At 72.8% G+C, this 15,805-nt stretch carries 15 protein-coding genes; 5 read left to right on the plus strand and 10 right to left on the minus strand.

Translation table 11 applies throughout. The features are described from left to right. Position 1: 1 nt before the first annotated feature. From IE267_RS40515 to IE267_RS31955, 4 genes are all read right to left on the minus strand, one after another. Complete coding sequence (locus IE267_RS40515; RefSeq protein ID WP_189765567.1) at positions 2-235, minus strand: helix-turn-helix domain-containing protein; 234 nt, start codon at positions 233-235, stop codon at positions 2-4. Between the two features lie 346 nt (positions 236-581). After that, positions 582-2,054, minus strand: a complete 1,473-nt coding sequence (locus tag IE267_RS31945) for a PTS transporter subunit EIIC (RefSeq protein ID WP_189765568.1) — start codon at positions 2,052-2,054, stop codon at positions 582-584. 56 nt (positions 2,055-2,110) lie between these two features. Continuing rightward, complete coding sequence (gene murQ / locus IE267_RS31950; protein ID WP_189765569.1) at positions 2,111-3,040, minus strand: N-acetylmuramic acid 6-phosphate etherase; 930 nt, start codon at positions 3,038-3,040, stop codon at positions 2,111-2,113. 125 nt (positions 3,041-3,165) lie between these two features. Beyond that, a complete protein-coding gene (locus IE267_RS31955) occupies positions 3,166-4,089 on the minus strand; it encodes a MurR/RpiR family transcriptional regulator (protein WP_167158043.1) in 924 nt (307 codons plus the stop codon). Between the two features lie 126 nt (positions 4,090-4,215). Between IE267_RS31955 and IE267_RS31960 the strand changes: the two genes are divergently transcribed. The 3 genes from IE267_RS31960 (at position 4,216) to IE267_RS31970 (ending at position 5,322) form a co-directional block, all read left to right on the plus strand. Further along, positions 4,216-4,584: a DUF8819 family protein gene (locus IE267_RS31960; RefSeq protein ID WP_308428863.1), complete on the plus strand. Its 369-nt coding sequence runs from the start codon at positions 4,216-4,218 to the stop codon at positions 4,582-4,584. After that, a complete protein-coding gene (locus tag IE267_RS31965) occupies positions 4,581-4,847 on the plus strand; it encodes a DUF4031 domain-containing protein (RefSeq protein WP_161245785.1) in 267 nt (88 codons plus the stop codon). The genes IE267_RS31960 and IE267_RS31965 overlap by 4 nt, the downstream gene beginning before the upstream one ends. Positions 4,848-5,118: 271 nt before the next feature. Beyond that, positions 5,119-5,322, plus strand: a complete 204-nt coding sequence (locus tag IE267_RS31970; protein WP_030160827.1) for a cold-shock protein — start codon at positions 5,119-5,121, stop codon at positions 5,320-5,322. Positions 5,323-5,428: 106 nt separating this feature from the next. Here the strand turns inward: IE267_RS31970 and IE267_RS31975 are convergent, their stop codons facing one another. From IE267_RS31975 to IE267_RS31990, 4 genes are all read right to left on the minus strand, one after another. Then, positions 5,429-6,655 carry a Cmx/CmrA family chloramphenicol efflux MFS transporter gene (locus IE267_RS31975; RefSeq protein ID WP_167158040.1) on the minus strand — a complete coding sequence of 409 codons (1,227 nt, stop codon included), beginning with the start codon at positions 6,653-6,655 and terminating at the stop codon, positions 5,429-5,431. Between the two features lie 276 nt (positions 6,656-6,931). Beyond that, the gene (locus IE267_RS31980; RefSeq protein ID WP_167158038.1) at positions 6,932-7,465 is read right to left on the minus strand and encodes a GNAT family N-acetyltransferase; all 534 of its coding nucleotides are present in this window, start codon (positions 7,463-7,465) and stop codon (positions 6,932-6,934) included. A gap of 144 nt (positions 7,466-7,609) precedes the next feature. Continuing rightward, complete coding sequence (locus tag IE267_RS31985) at positions 7,610-8,257, minus strand: HD domain-containing protein (protein ID WP_167158036.1); 648 nt, start codon at positions 8,255-8,257, stop codon at positions 7,610-7,612. 80 nt (positions 8,258-8,337) lie between these two features. Continuing rightward, entirely contained in the window at positions 8,338-10,641 is a 2,304-nt protein-coding gene (locus tag IE267_RS31990) for a heavy metal translocating P-type ATPase (protein ID WP_189765570.1), read from the minus strand. A gap of 334 nt (positions 10,642-10,975) precedes the next feature. On the opposite strand from IE267_RS31990, the gene IE267_RS31995 reads away from it, so the two are divergent. Further along, on the plus strand, positions 10,976-11,662 hold the full coding sequence (locus IE267_RS31995) for a copper homeostasis protein CutC (protein WP_167158032.1): 687 nt from the start codon (positions 10,976-10,978) through the stop codon (positions 11,660-11,662). Positions 11,663-12,018: 356 nt separating this feature from the next. Here IE267_RS31995 and IE267_RS32000 read toward each other — a convergent pair whose 3' ends face one another. Beyond that, positions 12,019-14,070, minus strand: coding sequence for a HelD family protein (locus IE267_RS32000; RefSeq protein ID WP_373304618.1), 2,052 nt, complete (start codon positions 14,068-14,070; stop codon positions 12,019-12,021). A 304-nt stretch (positions 14,071-14,374) separates the two neighbouring features. Further along, positions 14,375-15,277, minus strand: a complete 903-nt coding sequence (locus tag IE267_RS32005) for a sigma-70 family RNA polymerase sigma factor (protein WP_167158029.1) — start codon at positions 15,275-15,277, stop codon at positions 14,375-14,377. Positions 15,278-15,593: 316 nt separating this feature from the next. On the opposite strand from IE267_RS32005, the gene IE267_RS32010 reads away from it, so the two are divergent. Then, positions 15,594-15,797, plus strand: coding sequence for a hypothetical protein (locus IE267_RS32010; RefSeq protein ID WP_189765571.1), 204 nt, complete (start codon positions 15,594-15,596; stop codon positions 15,795-15,797). The last annotated feature ends 8 nt before the right edge of the window (positions 15,798-15,805 follow it).

The following is a 15,805-nucleotide window of genomic DNA, read 5'->3' on the forward strand; positions in this document are numbered from 1 at the left end:
GTCAGGCTGCGGGGTGGGCGATGAAGGTGACCTCTTCGTGGTCCGCGTCCAGCGCGATGTTCAGCGAGGCGTTCAACCCCAGGGCCAGGCGGCGCAGCAGCGGGAGGGTCGGGACGGAGCCCGCGCCCTCGATGCGGGAGACCTTGGCCTGGGTGAGTCCGGCGCGCTCGGTGACCTCGGCCTGGGACAGCCCGAGTTCAACGCGGCGGTCGTAAACGGCCTTCGCGAAGGCCATCGCCAGTCGGATCTCGGCGCGCTCGAATTGCCTGCAAGATCACTTGTGCCCGATCGGGGCTCCGACGCGGCCTCGGGCGATTCGGCGAACCCCTCGGCGAGGGCCTTCTCGCGGGCCGGTTTCCAGCGGGCGTGATGCATGACGCGTCCCCTTTCTCGCCCCGGCTGTACGTCTCGTGGGCCGGGCCGGGCCGGGCCGTGCTCGCCTTCGCATACCTTACGAGCGGCGACCGCTCGGGCCGCCTGAGCGGGCTCCCGCATCTGCGTCTTGTGGAAGACGGTAAGCAGCACGACCCGTGGTGGCGTCCCTTCCGGCTGGAGGGAAGCCGTCCTCGTGCGGCCCGGCATCACACCTGGGCGGGCTCCGCCGTGGCCGGTGTGGGCATCCCCGCCTCCGTCGGGCCCGGTGCGGCGTTGAGGGCCGTCAGGGAGGCTCGGGTGAAGCCGAAGTAGTACGTGGCCAGGAAGCCCACCGCGTAGCCCACGAGCAGGCCGCCCGCGTAGATGGCGATCGTCGTGCCCAGGTCGTGGCTGCCCTGGAGGAGAGGGAACAGGGCCCAGCCCGAGGGGCCGATCGCCGTGGAGCCCACCTTGTCGCCCAGCATCGAGAACAGACCCACGAACGCGCCGCCCGCCGCGCCGCCCACGCACGCCGTGACGAAGGGACGGCCGAGGGGGAGGGAGACGCCGTAGATCAGGGGTTCGCCGACGCCCAGGAAGCCCGCGGGGAGGGCGGACTTGATGGTGGTGCGCAGGGGCTCGTTGTGCTTCGCGCGCAGGTACACCGCCATCGCGCAGCCCACCTGGCCCGCGCCCGCCATTGCCAGGATGGGCAGCAGGACCGTGTAGCCCTGCTGCTCGATCAGGGTGGTGTGGATCGGGATCAGGGCTTGGTGCAGGCCCAGCATCACCAGGGGCAGGAACAGACCGCCCAGGACCAGGCCCGCGAACGCGCCCGTGTTGTCCAGGAGCCAGTTCGCGCCGTGGCCGATGCCCGTCGACACCTCGCCCGCCAGGAACATCAGGCCGTAGAGGGTCACCAGACCGGACACCAGGACCGTCACGGTCGGCGTGACCAGGACGTCCAGCGCCTCGGGCACCCAGCGCCGGCACCACCGCTCCACGTACACCGCGAGCAGCGCCGCGCCCAGTGCGCCGAGGACTCCGCCCTGGCCGGGGGCCAGCGTCTGGCCGAACACGGTGATCTTCGCCACGCCCGCGAACACGATGATGGACGCGACCGCCCCGCCCAGGATCGGCGTGCCGCCGAACTCCTTCGCCGTGTTGTAGCCGACGAACACCGCGATCAGCGCCATGAAGCCCGAGGCGATCGCGGCGAGTGCGGGGGTCACGCCCGGCAGCCAACCCAGGTTCACCAGAAGGCCGTTGAGGCCCGCGATGATGCCGCAGCCGATCAGCGCCGGAATCAGCGGGACGAAGATGTTCGCCACCTTGCGGAGGAACAGCTTGAAGGGGGTGGCGTTCGCTGCCTTCCGGGCCGCCTTCAGCTCCGCGCCCCGCGCCGCCAACTCCTGGGGACCACTGCCGACTTGAGGGGGCTCCTCCGCCATCAGGGCCTCGAACTCGGGGGCCACCCTCGCCACCGTGCCGGGGCCGAGCACGATCTGGTACGTGTCGTCCTCGACCACGCCCATCACGGCGGGCAGCGCCTTCAGGGCGTCGTCCTGGACCAGTGTGCGGTCCTTCAGGCCGAGACGTAGCCGGGTCATGCAGTGGGCGATCGAGTCGATGTTCCGGGCACCGCCGACGAGCGGGAGGATCGCGGCGGCTGTGGCGCGGTTCTTGTTCTCTGGTGCCATGGTGCGGGTGCCTTGCTGTGCGGGTGCCCCGCGGTGTGGGCGGGGCGGTGGAAGGGTCAGGGGGCCGCGTGCAGCGCCGCACGCAGGTGGCCTCGGGATTCGGCCAGGAGATGGGCGGCCGTCGGGCCCTCGACGCCGCCGAGGATCACCAGGATCGCGTTCTTCACCTCGCCGTCCGTCGTGGCGAGCGCCGCCTCGATCTCGGCGTCGTCGGCGCCGGTGGCCAGGGCCACGATGCGGCGCGAGCGGGCGCGCAGCTTCTCGTTGGACGCCCGTACGTCGACCATCAGGTTTCCGTAGGTCTTGCCCAGCCGGATCATCGTGATCGTCGAGATCATGTTGAGGACCAGCTTCTGGGCCGTGCCCGACTTCAGCCGCGTGGAGCCGGTCAGCAGCTCCGGGCCCACCACGACCTCGATGCCGTGCTCGGCCGCGGCCGCGAGTGCGGAGTCCGCGTTGCAGGACAGGCCGATCGTGAGGGCGCCCACCCGCCGCGCGTGCTCGACCGCGCCGATCGCGTACGGGGTGCGGCCCGAGGCCGAGATGCCGACGACGGTGTCGCGGTCGGTCAGGCCGAGCGCGGCCAGGTCCTCGGCGGCCAGCTGCTTGGAGTCCTCGGCCCCTTCGACCGCCTTGACCATCGCGGACGGGCCGCCCGCGATCAGGCCGACGACCTCGGACGGGTCGGTGTTGAAGGTGGGCGGGCACTCGCTGGCGTCCAGCACGCCCAGCCGCCCGGCCGTGCCGGCGCCCGCGTAGATCAGCCGGCCGCCCCGGGACATCCGCGCGGCCGTGGCGTCGATGGCCGCCGCGATGTCCGGGAGCCGCTCGGCCACGGCAGCGGGGACCGTGGCGTCCTCGCCGTTCATGATCCGGGCGATCTCGGAGGTCGGCAGCCGGTCGATCTCCGCGAGGTCGGGCCGGAACGCCTCGGTGGTGAGGGTGGCCAGCTGGGCGCGGAGCTCGGCGTAGTCCTGCGTGGTCATGGTGACGGCGGCTCTTTCTCTGCGGATGTACGGCTCTGACGGGTGCGGTGCGGTGTGGCTGGCGCAGTGGGTCGTGGTGGTGTCGGTGGGTGGCTGGGTGGTGCGGTGTGGCGCCGGTGCGTGGCCTAGCGGGTGCGGGGGTTGTGGCGGTGGGCGAGGGCCTCGTACGAGGCGGACAGGGCCGGGGCCGCCGTCTCGTAGGTGCGCTGCGCGATGCCGATGAACAGGCAGTCCACGACGAGGAGTTGGCTCGTCCGGGAGGACATGGCGGCCGGGCGCAGCTCGCTCTCGCGGGCCGTGGAGGTCGTCAGCAGGTGGTCGGCGTACTGCGAGATCGGGCCGTCCGGGCGGCCGGTGATCGCGATCGTCGTGGCGCCGCGGTCGAAGGCGACGCGCAGCGGCTCGATGACGTCGCCGGTCGAGCCGGAGTGGGTGATGGCCACCGCCGCGTCGCCCGAGCGCAGCTGCACCGCGTTGGTGACGGCCAGGTGCGGGTCGGTGTGGGCGTGCGCGATGAGGCCGATGCGCAGCAGCTTCTGCGCCAGGTCCTGGCCGACCAGCGAGGAGGCGCCCACGCCGTAGATGTCGATGCGCCGGGCAGCCGCCAACACGCTTACCGCGGCGCCGAGTTGGACGGTGTCGAGGGCGGCCGCGGTGTCGGCGAGGGTCTGCTGCTCGTCGTAGGCGAGCTTGGCCACGACGTCCGCGATCGGGTCGTCGACGGCTATGTCGGCGGTGACCGCGGGGGCCCGGCCGGACTGCTGCTGGGCGGCGAGGCCCGCGAGTGCGAGGCGCAGGTCGCGGTAGCCGGGGTAGCCGAGGAGGCGGGCGGTGCGCACCACGGTGGCCTCGCTGGTGCCGGTGAGCTCGGCGAGGCCGGTGACCGTGAGGGCCGCACAGCCGGCCGGATCGCCGGCCACGGCCTCGGCGACCCGCTGCATGGAGCGGGTCATGGACGGCGCGAGCGTACGCACCTTGGCCGCGAGGGCCGCCGGTGCGGGCGGCGCACCGGCGCTTCCGCTGAAACTTTCCTTCAGGTCGTTGGTCACTCTTGAAAGATATTTTCGCGCCGTCCTGCGGTCAACCCTCCTTCGGTCCCGTCGCCGCCCGGGCCCTTCGTCCCGGACCGCGGGAGGGGGGCGATGCTCCGGGCGCAGGGAGTGACAATGGAGGGCATGGACGACGTACAACCCATCCAGCCCCTTGAGCAAGCACTGCACGCCGCCCGCGCGCTGGTCCTGGCGGATCTGGCGGCGCGGGACGTGGCGCACGCGGACGTCGTCTCGATGGTCGAGGACGCGGTGACCCACCGGCGCTGGTGGGTGGAGCAGTGGCCCGAGGGCACGGAGTACGTGGCGGGGCTGGTGGCCCAGGACGTACAGGACGCGCTCCTGGAGCGGTACGGGCGCTGGCCGCTGTGCCCGGTGTGCGATGTGGGTGACCCGCACGCCCTGGACGTGGAGCCGGAGCTCGGGCCCGACCCGCACTGGGTGTGCGGCAAGGCGGGCGTCGTCGTGGCCCCGGTCGGCGGCCTCGGCGGATGACCGTCTACATCGACCCGCCGACCTGGCCGGGGCACGGCCGTATGTGGTCGCACCTGGTCAGCGACGCCTCGTACGAGGAGCTGCACGCCTTCGCGGCGTCCATCGGCTGCCCTCCCCGCGCCTTCGAACGCGATCACTACGACGTGCCGTCGCACCGGTACGCGGACGCGGTGCGGGCGGGTGCGCGGGAGATCGGCTCGAAGGAACTCGTACGGCGTCTGACGGAGGCGGGGCTCAGGCGCCCCAAAGGGCGGCCCGCCTGAGGCGACCGGGGTCGGGGCGGCTCGTGCGGGCCGTCGGGGCCCGGCCGGAGGACTCCGCTGGCCGGAACTTGTCGCCGGTTCGGCTGCGGCCCGTAGCCAGACGAGTGCGGATCGGCTAACTTCCTTGCCAGTAGTCGTGGTTCCGAAGTCTCAGCGCCCGCGGTTTACGCCGTGGGCGTTTGCCTTGCAGCAATGTCCGAGGACCAGGGCGATCACCTCACCCAGGGGTACTGACAAGCCAGTACCCCGCGATCCTCGACAGGGGAAACACATGGCAACCGGCACCGTGAAGTGGTTCAACGCCGAAAAGGGCTTCGGTTTCATCGCGCAGGACGGCGGCGGCCCGGACGTCTTCGTCCACTACTCCGCGATCAACTCCACCGGCTTCCGTGAGCTGCAGGAGAACCAGCAGGTCAACTTCGACGTCACCCAGGGCCCGAAGGGCCCGCAGGCGGAGAACGTCACCACCGTCTGAGCAGGTACCCCGTGACCCCGGTCCGCCGGGGGAACACCGAAGCGCCCCGCACCCGGGGAAACCGGGTGCGGGGCGCTTCGCCGTGTACGGGGCGCCGGGTACGGGACTACGGGCACACCTCGGCGGGGGAGGCTGCGTGGGCCTGGTCCGCAGAGATCTGGTCGGCCGAGCGGGCCACGACGCGGGACTGGGACTTGTGGAGGCGCAGGGAGACCGTGACCAGGGCGAGGGCGACGACCGTCATCGCGGCGCCCGCCCAGGCGGTGGCCGCGAAGCCCAGGTTCGCACTGATGACGAGGCCGCCGAGCCAGGGGCCCGCGGTGTTGCCCAGGTTGAACGAGGACGTCGTGGTCGCACCGGCCAGCGTCGGGGCGGCGCCGCCCACGTTGAACATGCGGGCGTTCAGCGCGGGGGCCGTGTAGAAGGCCGAGAGGCCGATCAGGAACGACAGGGTGATCGCGATCGCCGGCGTCGAGGCGAACAGCGCGAGCGCGACGAGGAACACGGTCGAGGCGGTGATGCCGCTGAGCAATACGCCGAAGAGGTGCGCGTCCGCGACCCGGCCGCCGATGGTCGTACCGATGAGAGCGCCGACGCCGAACAGTCCGAGCACGGCCGGAACCCAGCCCGCGTCCACGTGCGCGACGTCCGTGAGGAGCGGCTTGAGGTAGCTGAACGCGCAGAACACGCCACCCGCGGCGAGTGCGGTGACGGCGACCGAGAGCAGCACCTGCGGGTCGCGGTAGATCCGCAGCTCGCGGCCGAGCCGGGGCTTCTCGGCGGGCAGCGGGATGCGGGGGATACGGGTCAGGATGCCGACCAGGGCGATCGCGGAGGCGGCGCCGACCGCCCAGAACGCCGAACGCCAGCCGAGGCCGTCGCCCAGCAGCGCCCCGAGCGGCACGCCGAGCACGTTCGCGATCGACAGGCCGCCGATCATGACGGCCATCGCCCGGGCCCGGGCGTTGACCGGGACCATCGCGATGGCGACCGCCGCGCCGACCGCCCAGAACCCGGCACAGGCCAGCGCCGACACGATCCGGGAGGCGAAGAGCAGGGCGTAGTTCGGGGCCAGCGCGCCCGCGATCTGGCCCAGGCCGAAGACCGTGATCAGCGCGATCAGGGTGGTGCGGCGGGGCAGGCGCAGGGTGGCCACCGCGAGCAGCGGGGCGCCCACCACCATGCCGATCGCGAAGGCGGAGATCAGCAGGCCGGCCTGCGGGATCGAGACGTTCATGTCGTCCGCGATGTCCGGGAGCAGTCCCGTGAGCATGAACTCGCTCGTTCCGAGCGCGAAGACGGAGAGGCCGAGGATGTAGACGGCGAGCGGCATACGGGCCGCTGAGGCGGTCGAGCCGGGGGGTCGGGAGGCGGGCGCGGGCGTGGGTATGGGCTCGGCGGGCATATCGCGTGCCAACGCCGCCGGCCGGTTCCGTATTCCTCCGGCGCGGCCGCTTCCGGCTACCGCTGGGTAGCGGGAACACCCCGGCTGCCGCCCCGGCCGCTGCCCCGCTGTCGTCCTCGCTGTCACCCTTGGAGCCGTCGTCCGGCCGTCGTCGCTGCGGCCCCTGTAGTCCCTGTCGTCCTAGCTGTCGTCCTAGCTGTCGTCCTAGCTGTCGTCCTCGGTGTCGTACCGGGACTGCTCGAAGAGGTGCTGGTCCTTGCGGCCGCCGATCGGGCGGGGCGTGTCGCCGATGCGGCGGAATCCCGCCCGTTCCAGGACGCGCTGCGAGGCGGTGTTGTCCTCGTCCGTCGTGGCGTACACCGTCTCGACGTCGGGCTGGGCGAGCGCCCAGGCGGTCAGGGCGCCGAGGGACTCGGTGGCGTACCCGTGCCCCCGGGCGGAGTCCGCCAGGTCGTAGCCGATCTCCACCCGGCCGTCCTCGGGCGGGCCGTGGAAGCCGATCCCGCCGATCGCCCGGCCGTCCTCGGCGCGGACGATGACGTACGCGCCCCAGCCGGTACGGTGCCGGCCGGTGGCCATGCCCGCCAGCATCTTCGCGGCGGCGAAACGGCTGCCCTCGTGCGGGCCGCCGGGGGCCCACTCCCAGCCGCCGGAGCCGCCGTCCTGCAGCTCGGTTGCCGAGGCGCGGGTCAGCTCGTGCAGGGCGATGCGGTCGGCCTGGACTGTCACGGGGAGCACGTGGGTTGCCTGCTTTCCGTCCGGGGGCGGGCGAGCGGTGGGTGTGCTCACCCGCGATGAGTTCGGGCTCGGCCGGTCCGGGCTCTGGCGGTACGGACCGGGTGGGTCCGGGCTCGGGCGGTCGGGCTCGGGCGGTCGGGCCGATTATGCGGTCAGCAGGGTCAGTTCCGCCTCGAGATTCTCCCGAGCCGTGGTCTCCCACTCGCGTTCGCCGTACGGGGTGCGGAACAGCCTGGGCAGCGCGAGCAGTTGGGACAGCACATCGGCCCGGCCGGAGCGGAACGCCTCGGCCGGTACGAAGGCGTACTCCTCGCGCACGGCGGCGGCGTAGGCGGCGTACGCCTCCGGTGCGGCGGCCAGGATCGCGAGGTCCGCGTCGCACAGGACGGCGCCGTTCGCGTCGCCCTCCTCGGGGGCGTGGCTGACGGTCAGACGCACCAGGCGCACCACCTCGGCGATGTCCTGCGGGCTCAACCCGGCCTCTTCCAGCGCGCGTTGAGCCAGACGCGCCGAGCGCTCCTCGTTCTCCGAACGGTCCGGGAAGTACACGGCGTCGTGGAACCACGCGGCGAGGCGTACGAGGTCGGGGGCGTCGGCGTACTGCTCCAGTACGTCGATGTGGTCCAGGACGGCCGCGAGGTGGGCGGTGTCGTGGTAGCGGCGCTGCGGTTCCGCCCAGCGTGCGAGGAGGTTCTCCCCGTACGGGGCCGGGTCGACGGGCTCGGCGTCGGCGGGGCGGGCCGCGAGGAGGGTGGTGTGCCAGCGGGCGCGGAGGGGGTCGGTGTGTGGCATGCGGCCGAGCGTATCGGGGGCGGTCCACCCGGCCGCCCGCCCCCGATACGCTCGGCCGTCTGCGACGTCCGGGGCGCGGGTCAGCTTTCGACGGGCCGGAAGCGGCGGAGCCGCAGGGAGTTGCCGACCACGAAGACCGAGGAGAAGGCCATCGCGGCGCCCGCGATCATCGGGTTGAGCAGGCCCGCCGCGGCGAGCGGCAGGGCGGCGACGTTGTAGGCGAAGGCCCAGAACAGGTTGGACCGGATCGTGCCGAGCGTCCGGCGGGAGAGCCGGATCGCGTCCGCCGCCGAGCGCAGGTCGCCGCGCACCAGGGTCAGGTCGCCGGCCTCGATGGCGGCGTCCGTGCCAGTACCCATCGCCAGGCCCAGGTCGGCCTGGGCGAGGGCGGCCGCGTCGTTGACGCCGTCGCCGACCATCGCGACCGAACGGCCTTCGGCCTGAAGGGACTTGATGACGTCGACCTTGTCCTGCGGCATGACCTCCGCGTACACCTCCTCGATGCCGACCTCGGCCGCGACCGCCTCGGCGACGGCCCGGTTGTCGCCGGTCAGCAGGATCGGGGTGAGGCCGAGCGCGCGCAGCCGGTCGACGGCCTCGGGGCTGGTCTCCTTGACGGCGTCGGCGACTTCGAGGACCGCGCGGGCCTCACCGTCCCAGGCGACCGCGATGGCGGTACGCCCCGCCGCCTCGGCCTCCTCCTTCGCCTTCGTGAGGGCCGGGGTGAGTTCCATTGCCCACTCCGCCAGCAGCCTCTCGCGGCCGACCAGGACCGCGTGTCCCTCGACGACGCCCTGGACGCCGAGCCCCGCGATGCCGGCGAAGTCCTCGGGGGCGGGCAGTGCCCCGACCTCTGCCGCGGCGCCCTCGGCGACCGCGCGGGCGATGGGATGCTCGGAGGAGTGTTCCAACGAACCTGCCAGGCGGAGGACTTGGGCCCTGTCGACCCCGTCCGCGGTGTGCACGGCGAGCAGGGTCATCCGGCCGGTGGTCACCGTGCCGGTCTTGTCCAGGACGATCGTGTCGACCTTGCGGGTCGTCTCCAGGACCTCGGGGCCCTTGATCAGGATGCCGAGCTGGGCGCCCCGGCCCGTACCCACCATGAGCGCGGTCGGAGTGGCGAGCCCCAGGGCGCAGGGGCAGGCGATGATCAGTACGGCGACGGCGGCGGTGAACGCGGCGGTGATGCCGGAGCCCGTGGCGAGCCATGCGCCGAGCGTGGCCAGCGCCAGGCCGATCACGACCGGCACGAAGACCGCCGAGATCCGGTCCGCGAGGCGCTGGGCCGCGGCCTTGCCGTTCTGGGCGTCCTCGACGAGCCTGGCCATGCGGGCGAGCTGGGTGTCCGCGCCGACCCGGGAGGCCTCGACGACGAGCCGGCCGCCCGCGTTGAGGGTGGCGCCGGTGACGGCGTCCCCGGGGGCCACCTCCACCGGGACGGACTCGCCGGTCAGCAGGGAGGCGTCGACGGCGGACGAGCCCTCGACGACCGTGCCGTCCGTGGCGATCTTCTCGCCGGGTCGCACCAGGAAGCGGTCGCCGACCGTCAACTCGGCGGTGGGTACGGTCCGTTCGCTGCCGTCCGGGCCGAGCACGGTGACGTCCTTGGCGCCCAGTTCGAGCAGCGCCTTCAGGGCCGCGCCCGCCTTGCGCTTGGAGCGGGCCTCGAAGTAGCGCCCGGCGAGGATGAACGCGGTGACCCCGGCGGCGGCCTCCAGGTAGATGTTGCCCGCGCCGTCCGAGCGGCCGATGGTCAGCTCGAAGGGGTGGGTCATGCCGGGGTGGCCGGCGGTGCCGAAGAACAGGGCCCACACGGACCACAGGAAGGCCGCCGACGTGCCGACCGAGATCAGCGTGTCCATGGTCGCCGCGCCGTGCCGCGCATTGGTCCAGGCGGCCCGGTGGAAGGGCCATGCGGCGTATGTCACGACCGGGGCGGTCAGGGTCAGCGAGAGCCACTGCCAGTACTCGAACTGGAGGGCCGGGACCATGGACATCGCGATCACCGGTACGGCGAGAGCGACGGCGGTCAGCAGCCGCTGACGCAGCGGCCGCAGCTCGTCGGCCGCCCGCTCGGCGCCGCCGCTGCCGCTGCCGTCCGCCCCGGTCCTGGTCCCGGCCTCGGCGCCGGTCCGTACGGGAGCGGGCTCCTCGGCCGTGTAGCCGGTGGCCTCGACGGTGGCGATGAGGTCGGCGACGGACACGTCCTCGCGGAAGGTGACCTTCGCCTTCTCGGTGGCGTAGTTGACCGTCGCCTCGACCCCGTCCATGCGGTTGAGCTTCTTTTCGATCCGGGCCGCGCAGGAAGCGCAGGTCATGCCGCCGATGGCGAGTTCGACGTCGGCGGCGGCGCCGGGTGCGGTGCCGGGAGCGGTGGTGGTCATGGCTGCGGCTCCTCGGGAGCTGGCGGATCTTGGTCTGGTACCCCTAGGGGGTATCCATTCGTTCGCTTCATGTATACCCCCCAGGTGTATGGGGCGCAAGGGAGGAAGCTGTTCGATACATACCCCCCGGGGGTGTGGAGCGGACTCGACGTTTCCCCGGAGTTCCCCGCCGGGCCGTGTGCCGGTGGTCGCCTCCCGGACTGCCGGCGCGGCCGAAACGTCCGTACGGCTGTGTTTACCGTCCGCGCGGATGGGCATCTCGCCGCGTAGGCTGGTCAATGGACTAGACCTATTTGGGCCGAGCCGGGCCCGGGTTACGGAGGAATGGGGTCAGATGAGCAACCGCGCACTGCTTGAGGTGATCGCGCTCGACGCGCAGGACGCCGTCGCGGCCCAGGCCGGCGGGGCGGACCGCCTTGAGCTGGTCACCGACATGGCGGCGGACGGGCTGACCCCGCCCCTGGATGCCTTCGCGGCGATCCGCGCGGCCGTCGACATCCCGCTGCGGGTGATGCTGCGGTCGGCGGACGGGTTCGCGGCCGGGGACGTCGACGCGCTGGTGCGGGACGCGGAGGCGCTGCGGGCCGAAGGAGCGGACGAATTCGTGCTCGGCTTCCTCGACGAGACCGGGGGGCCCGACATGGATGCGCTACGCGCGTTGGCCGCCGCGCTCGACGGGTGCCGCTGGACCTTCCACCGGGCCATCGACCGGGCCGCGTCCCGCGATGCCCTGCGCAAGGAGCTGGCGGGGCTGCCCGGGCTCGACACGTACCTGACGGCGGGATCGGCGCTGGGCGTCGACGACGGGCTGCCGGTGCTGCTCGCCGAGGCGGGGCGGGGGGAGCCCGGCTACGAGCCGCAGATCCTGGTCGGAGGCGGGCTCTCCCTTGCCCACCTGCCGGTGCTGCGGGAGGCGGGGATCGACGCGTTCCACATCGGCGGGGCGTCCCGTCCCGGCGGTTGGACCGCGCCGGTGTCCTCTGCGGCCGTCGCGGAGTGGCGCGCGGCGCTGGACGCGTAGCGGGCCCCGGCCCAGGTGCGGGTCCGGGGTGCTTTCCCATTCCCACCCGCCCGCCCGTGAACCGGGGTTGGTTGGCTCCGGGCCCCTGGGGCTCCGCCCCAGACCCCGGGAGTCGCCCCGCCCCGCCCCTCCCCACAACCCTCCGGGGGGTGAAGCGACCCTGGGGGCTCCGCCCCAGACCCCCGTTCGCGCCTGAACGGCGCTCGTCCTCAATCTCCCCCAAGGCCTTAAGGGCCAGGGGGGACCCCCATGACAGGCTGAGGATGCCTGCGCAGCCCAGCACCGAATCCTTCAGGGGCGCGGGGAACTGCGCGATCAGCCGCGCACGGTCCGCAGTCGAGGGCGGGTGGAGGGGGCTAGGTCAGCTGGGGCGGGAGGGGGGTTCCGTGGATGACCGTCAGGCCTGACACCGCCCGGGTCAGGGCCACGTACAGGCGCCGCAGGCCCGTGCGTTCGTCGGGTTCGGCGGCCACCAGCGTCGCGGGGTCGTCCAGGACCACGTAGTCGTACTCCAGGCCCTTCGCCAGGGAGGCGGGGACCAGGGTCAGCCGGGATGCGGCCGTGGTCTCCTCGCCGGGCGCCAGGCAAGGGAGACCGGCGGCCTCAAGTGCCGCCGCCAGTGCGGGGATTCGGGGGTCCGCCGCGATGAGGCCGATCGAGCCCTCGTGGGCCAGCGACTCCACGCACGCGGCCACCACGTCCGCGTCCGGGTCCGACGACTCCCGTACGGACAGGGAGCCCGGAGTCTCTCGCACCGACTCCACCGGGGCCAGACCGGGGGAGATCGACGGCAGCAGCTTCGAGGCGTACGCGATCACCTCGCGCGGCACGCGGAAGCCGGCCGTCAGTTCCTCCACCACCGCCTCGCCCTTGCCCAGGTGGCGCAGCGCCTCGGCCCAACTCGCCGTCGCCCAGGGCGTGGTGCCCTGCGCCAGGTCGCCCAGGACGGTCGCCGAACCCGTCGTGCAGCGGCGGCCGACCGCGCGGTACTGCATGGGGGAGAGGTCCTGCGCCTCGTCGAGTACGACGTGACCGAGCGAGTGGGTGCGGGTCACCAGGTCGTTCGCCTCGTCGATCAGGACCGCGTCCGCCGCCGACCACTTCGCCGACTTCACGCTGCGGGCGGGCTTCTCGGCGAGGATCGTCTTCTGCTCGTCGGCGGTGAGGACGCCTTCCGCGTGCGCGGCCAGGAAGTCGGGGTCGTTCAGGAGCCGCAGCACCAGCTTCGCCGGGTCCACCGGGGGCCAGATCGTCTTCACGGCCGCCTTCACCGCCGCGTTCCGGGCCACCGCGTCCTGCACCCGGTCGTCCGGCGCCTCGCCCGCCTGCTCCATCCGGACCAGGACGGTGTGCGCGATCCGCTGCGGCAGGGCCTCCCTCGCGGCCCCGTACCGGATGTCCCGTGCCCGCAACTCGTCCACGATCTCGGCCAGTTCGTAGGCCGGGACGCGCCAGCGGCGGGAGCCCCGTACCACCACCAGGGGCTCGGTGGGGGTCGTGACGTGGGACCGGACCGCGCGGCGCAGCACCTCGGCCATGCGGGCGTCGCCCTTGACCACGGCCGACTCGGCCGGGTCGGTGCCGCGCACCTCGATGCCCGCCGTCACCAGGTCGTCCACCGTCGCCTGCTTGACCTCCAACTCACCGAGGGCGGGGAGCACTTGCTCGATGTAGTGCAGGAAGGACCTGTTCGGGCCGATGACCAGCGTGCCCGTGCGGGCCAGGCGGTCGCGGTGGGCGTAGAGGAGGTACGCGACCCGGTGCAGGCCCACGGCGGTCTTTCCGGTGCCGGGACCGCCCTGCACGCACACGCTGCCGCTCAGGCCGGAGCGGACGATCTCGTCCTGCTCGGGCTGGATCGTCGCGACGATGTCGCGCATCGGGCCCACGCGGGGGCGTTCGATCTCCGCCTGGAGCAGCTTGCTGGTCTGCGACGATTCGGTCGGGTCCGTGAGGTGCTCGTCCTCGTACGCCGTCAACTCGCCGCCCGTGTAGCCGAATCGGCGGCGCAGGCCCACGTCCAGCGGGTCCTTCTTCGAGGCCCGGTAGAACGGCTGCGAGACGGGCGCGCGCCAGTCGATGACCATCGGGTCGCCGTCGGCGTCGTGGACGTGCCGGCGGCCGATGTAGAACCTCTCCCCCTCGGCGCCCTCCGCGAGGTCCGCGCCGGGGGCGTGGAGGTAGTCGAGGCGGCCGAAGAAGAGGGGGGTGTGGGAGAGGTCGGCGAGGGCCTTGATGCGGTCGTCGATCTGTCGCTGGAGGACGGCGGCGTTCACCCAGTTCGCGGTGACGTCCTTGATGTCGAGGGACTCGACGTCTTCGCGCATGGCGCGGAGCGCGGCGCGGGACCGGCTGAGGTGGGTGCGTTCGTGGAGGAGGGGGTCGGGGTCGGGGTCGTGCCTCTGCACGGGGTGCCTCCGGCGGTTTTGGGGGAGGGGGGATTTTAGGCCCCGGGCCGGGTGGGGGGCCAATGCTTTTCGGGTGGAGCCGGCCCCTGGATCTCCGCCCCGGACCCCGTTCGCGCCCTGAGGGCGCTCGTCCTCAAGCTCCCCCAAGACCTTGAGGGCCAGGGGGGACCCCCATGGCGGGCTGGAAGTGCCCCGGCACCGAGGCATTCGGGGTGCGGGGAACACCATCCCTCCCGGGAGGGCGACGCTCAGCCGCCTCTCCCGGGAGGGCCACGCTCAGCCGCCTCTCCCGGGAGGGCGACGCTCAGCCGGGCAGGAAGGACACGTCCAGTCCGGGGAGCCGCTCCGGGTCCGCCAGGATGTTCAGTTCCGTGATGCGTCCGTCCGTACCCAGCGCGAAGGACAGGACCGAGAACGCCCGGCCCTCCGAGACGCCGACGATGCCCGGCTCGCCGTTGACCAGGACGACCCGGTTGAGGGGGGCGAACCGCCGGAAGGCGTAGGCCTGTTCGGCCACCGTTCGGGCGCCCCGCACCAGCTTCGTGCCCGGCATGGCGCCCGTGTCCGCGCGCAGCACCACGTCCGGGTCGAGGAGTGCGAGCAGCGCCTCGAAGTCGCCGCCGCGTGCCGCGGCGATGAACGCCTCGACCACCTCGCGCCGGCGGGTGCGGTCGGCCGACGGGGAGGGCGCCCGGCCCTGCACCCGGCGCCGGGCCCGGCTCGCCAGCTGGCGAGCCGCCGCCGGTGTCCTGTCGACGATCGTCGCGATCTCCTCGAACGGCACCGCGAACAGGTCGTGCAGGACGAAGGCGAGGCGCTCCGCGGGGGCCAGGGTTTCGAGGACCACCATCAAGGCCAGGCCCACCGAGTCGGCGAGCAGCGCCTCCTGCTCCGGGTCGGCCACGTCCACCGGGCCGAGCACCGGATCGGGCACCCGGACGTGTTCGTACTCCTGGACGTCGAGCGCGGCCTCCCGTCGGGTGCCCCGCGAGCGCAGCATGTTCAGGCAGATCCGAGCGACGATCGTGGTCAGCCAGCCGCCCAGGTTGTCGACCGCGCCGGTGTCGGCCCGGCTCGCCCGCAGCCAGCCCTCCTGGACGGCGTCCTCGGCCTCGCTGAGGGAGCCGAGCATCCGGTACGCCACCGCACGCAGATGGCTCCGGTGCTCCTCGAAGCGCTGGGCGAGGTGTTCGACGTCGTCGTCCATCCTTGGTGATCCTCCGTCGCGTTGCGTGATGGCGTGGTGGCGTGGTGGCTCTGCCGGCACAGGAGATCCGACATGGGAGATCCGGCACAGGAGATCCGGCATGGGGAATCCGGCACGGGAGCTCTGACACGGGACAGGAAGGCGATGTGACATTCGGGCCGGCCCGGGCCGTGGTCCCGGGGCCATCGTCCCCCGTGCGGGAGGCGATCGGTCATACCCGTAGGGGACGGCGTCGGACCAGAGGACTACGCGGGGGGCCAGGAGGTTCAGCCCCGGGGTCGATGTGTCCGGGTTGTCCGCGTTCCATCATGGAGACATGAGTGCAGCGACCTTCACCCCAGCCCCCTCCGTCCGCCCCGGCGCCCCCAACGGTGCCACCGCCTCCGGCGCCGCCCCACACCGCACGCACAGGATCGGCAACGCCGTCCGGGCCGCGAGAGTTCTCGCCGGTGCCGCGTTCAGCGTCGTGGTCATGGGCGAGTACGCCGAAGAGGCCGGGGTCCGCCGGCGTCAGCACTGACGCCGCCC

The sequence above is a fragment of the Streptomyces xanthochromogenes genome, assembly GCF_014650455.1.
Lineage (GTDB): Bacteria > Actinomycetota > Actinomycetes > Streptomycetales > Streptomycetaceae > Streptomyces > Streptomyces xanthochromogenes.

Excerpts from the sequence above, each read along its gene's own strand:
- IE267_RS31995 (WP_167158032.1), top strand. The coding sequence starts at position 10,976 with ATGAGCAACCGCGCACTGCTTGAGGTGATCGCGCTCGACGCGCAGGAC.
- IE267_RS31990 (WP_189765570.1), bottom strand. The coding sequence starts at position 10,641 with ATGACCACCACCGCTCCCGGCACCGCACCCGGCGCCGCCGCCGACGTC.
- IE267_RS31975 (WP_167158040.1), bottom strand. The coding sequence starts at position 6,655 with ATGCCGCTCGCCGTCTACATCCTCGGCCTCTCCGTCTTCGCGCTCGGA.
- murQ (WP_189765569.1), bottom strand. The coding sequence starts at position 3,040 with ATGACCACGCAGGACTACGCCGAGCTCCGCGCCCAGCTGGCCACCCTC.
- IE267_RS40515 (WP_189765567.1), bottom strand. The coding sequence starts at position 235 with ATGGCCTTCGCGAAGGCCGTTTACGACCGCCGCGTTGAACTCGGGCTG.
- IE267_RS31960 (WP_308428863.1), top strand. The coding sequence starts at position 4,216 with ATGGACGACGTACAACCCATCCAGCCCCTTGAGCAAGCACTGCACGCC.
- IE267_RS32005 (WP_167158029.1), bottom strand. The coding sequence starts at position 15,277 with ATGGACGACGACGTCGAACACCTCGCCCAGCGCTTCGAGGAGCACCGG.
- IE267_RS31965 (WP_161245785.1), top strand. The coding sequence starts at position 4,581 with ATGACCGTCTACATCGACCCGCCGACCTGGCCGGGGCACGGCCGTATG.
- IE267_RS31945 (WP_189765568.1), bottom strand. The coding sequence starts at position 2,054 with ATGGCACCAGAGAACAAGAACCGCGCCACAGCCGCCGCGATCCTCCCG.
- IE267_RS31985 (WP_167158036.1), bottom strand. The coding sequence starts at position 8,257 with ATGCCACACACCGACCCCCTCCGCGCCCGCTGGCACACCACCCTCCTC.
- IE267_RS32010 (WP_189765571.1), top strand. The coding sequence starts at position 15,594 with ATGAGTGCAGCGACCTTCACCCCAGCCCCCTCCGTCCGCCCCGGCGCC.
- IE267_RS31970 (WP_030160827.1), top strand. The coding sequence starts at position 5,119 with ATGGCAACCGGCACCGTGAAGTGGTTCAACGCCGAAAAGGGCTTCGGT.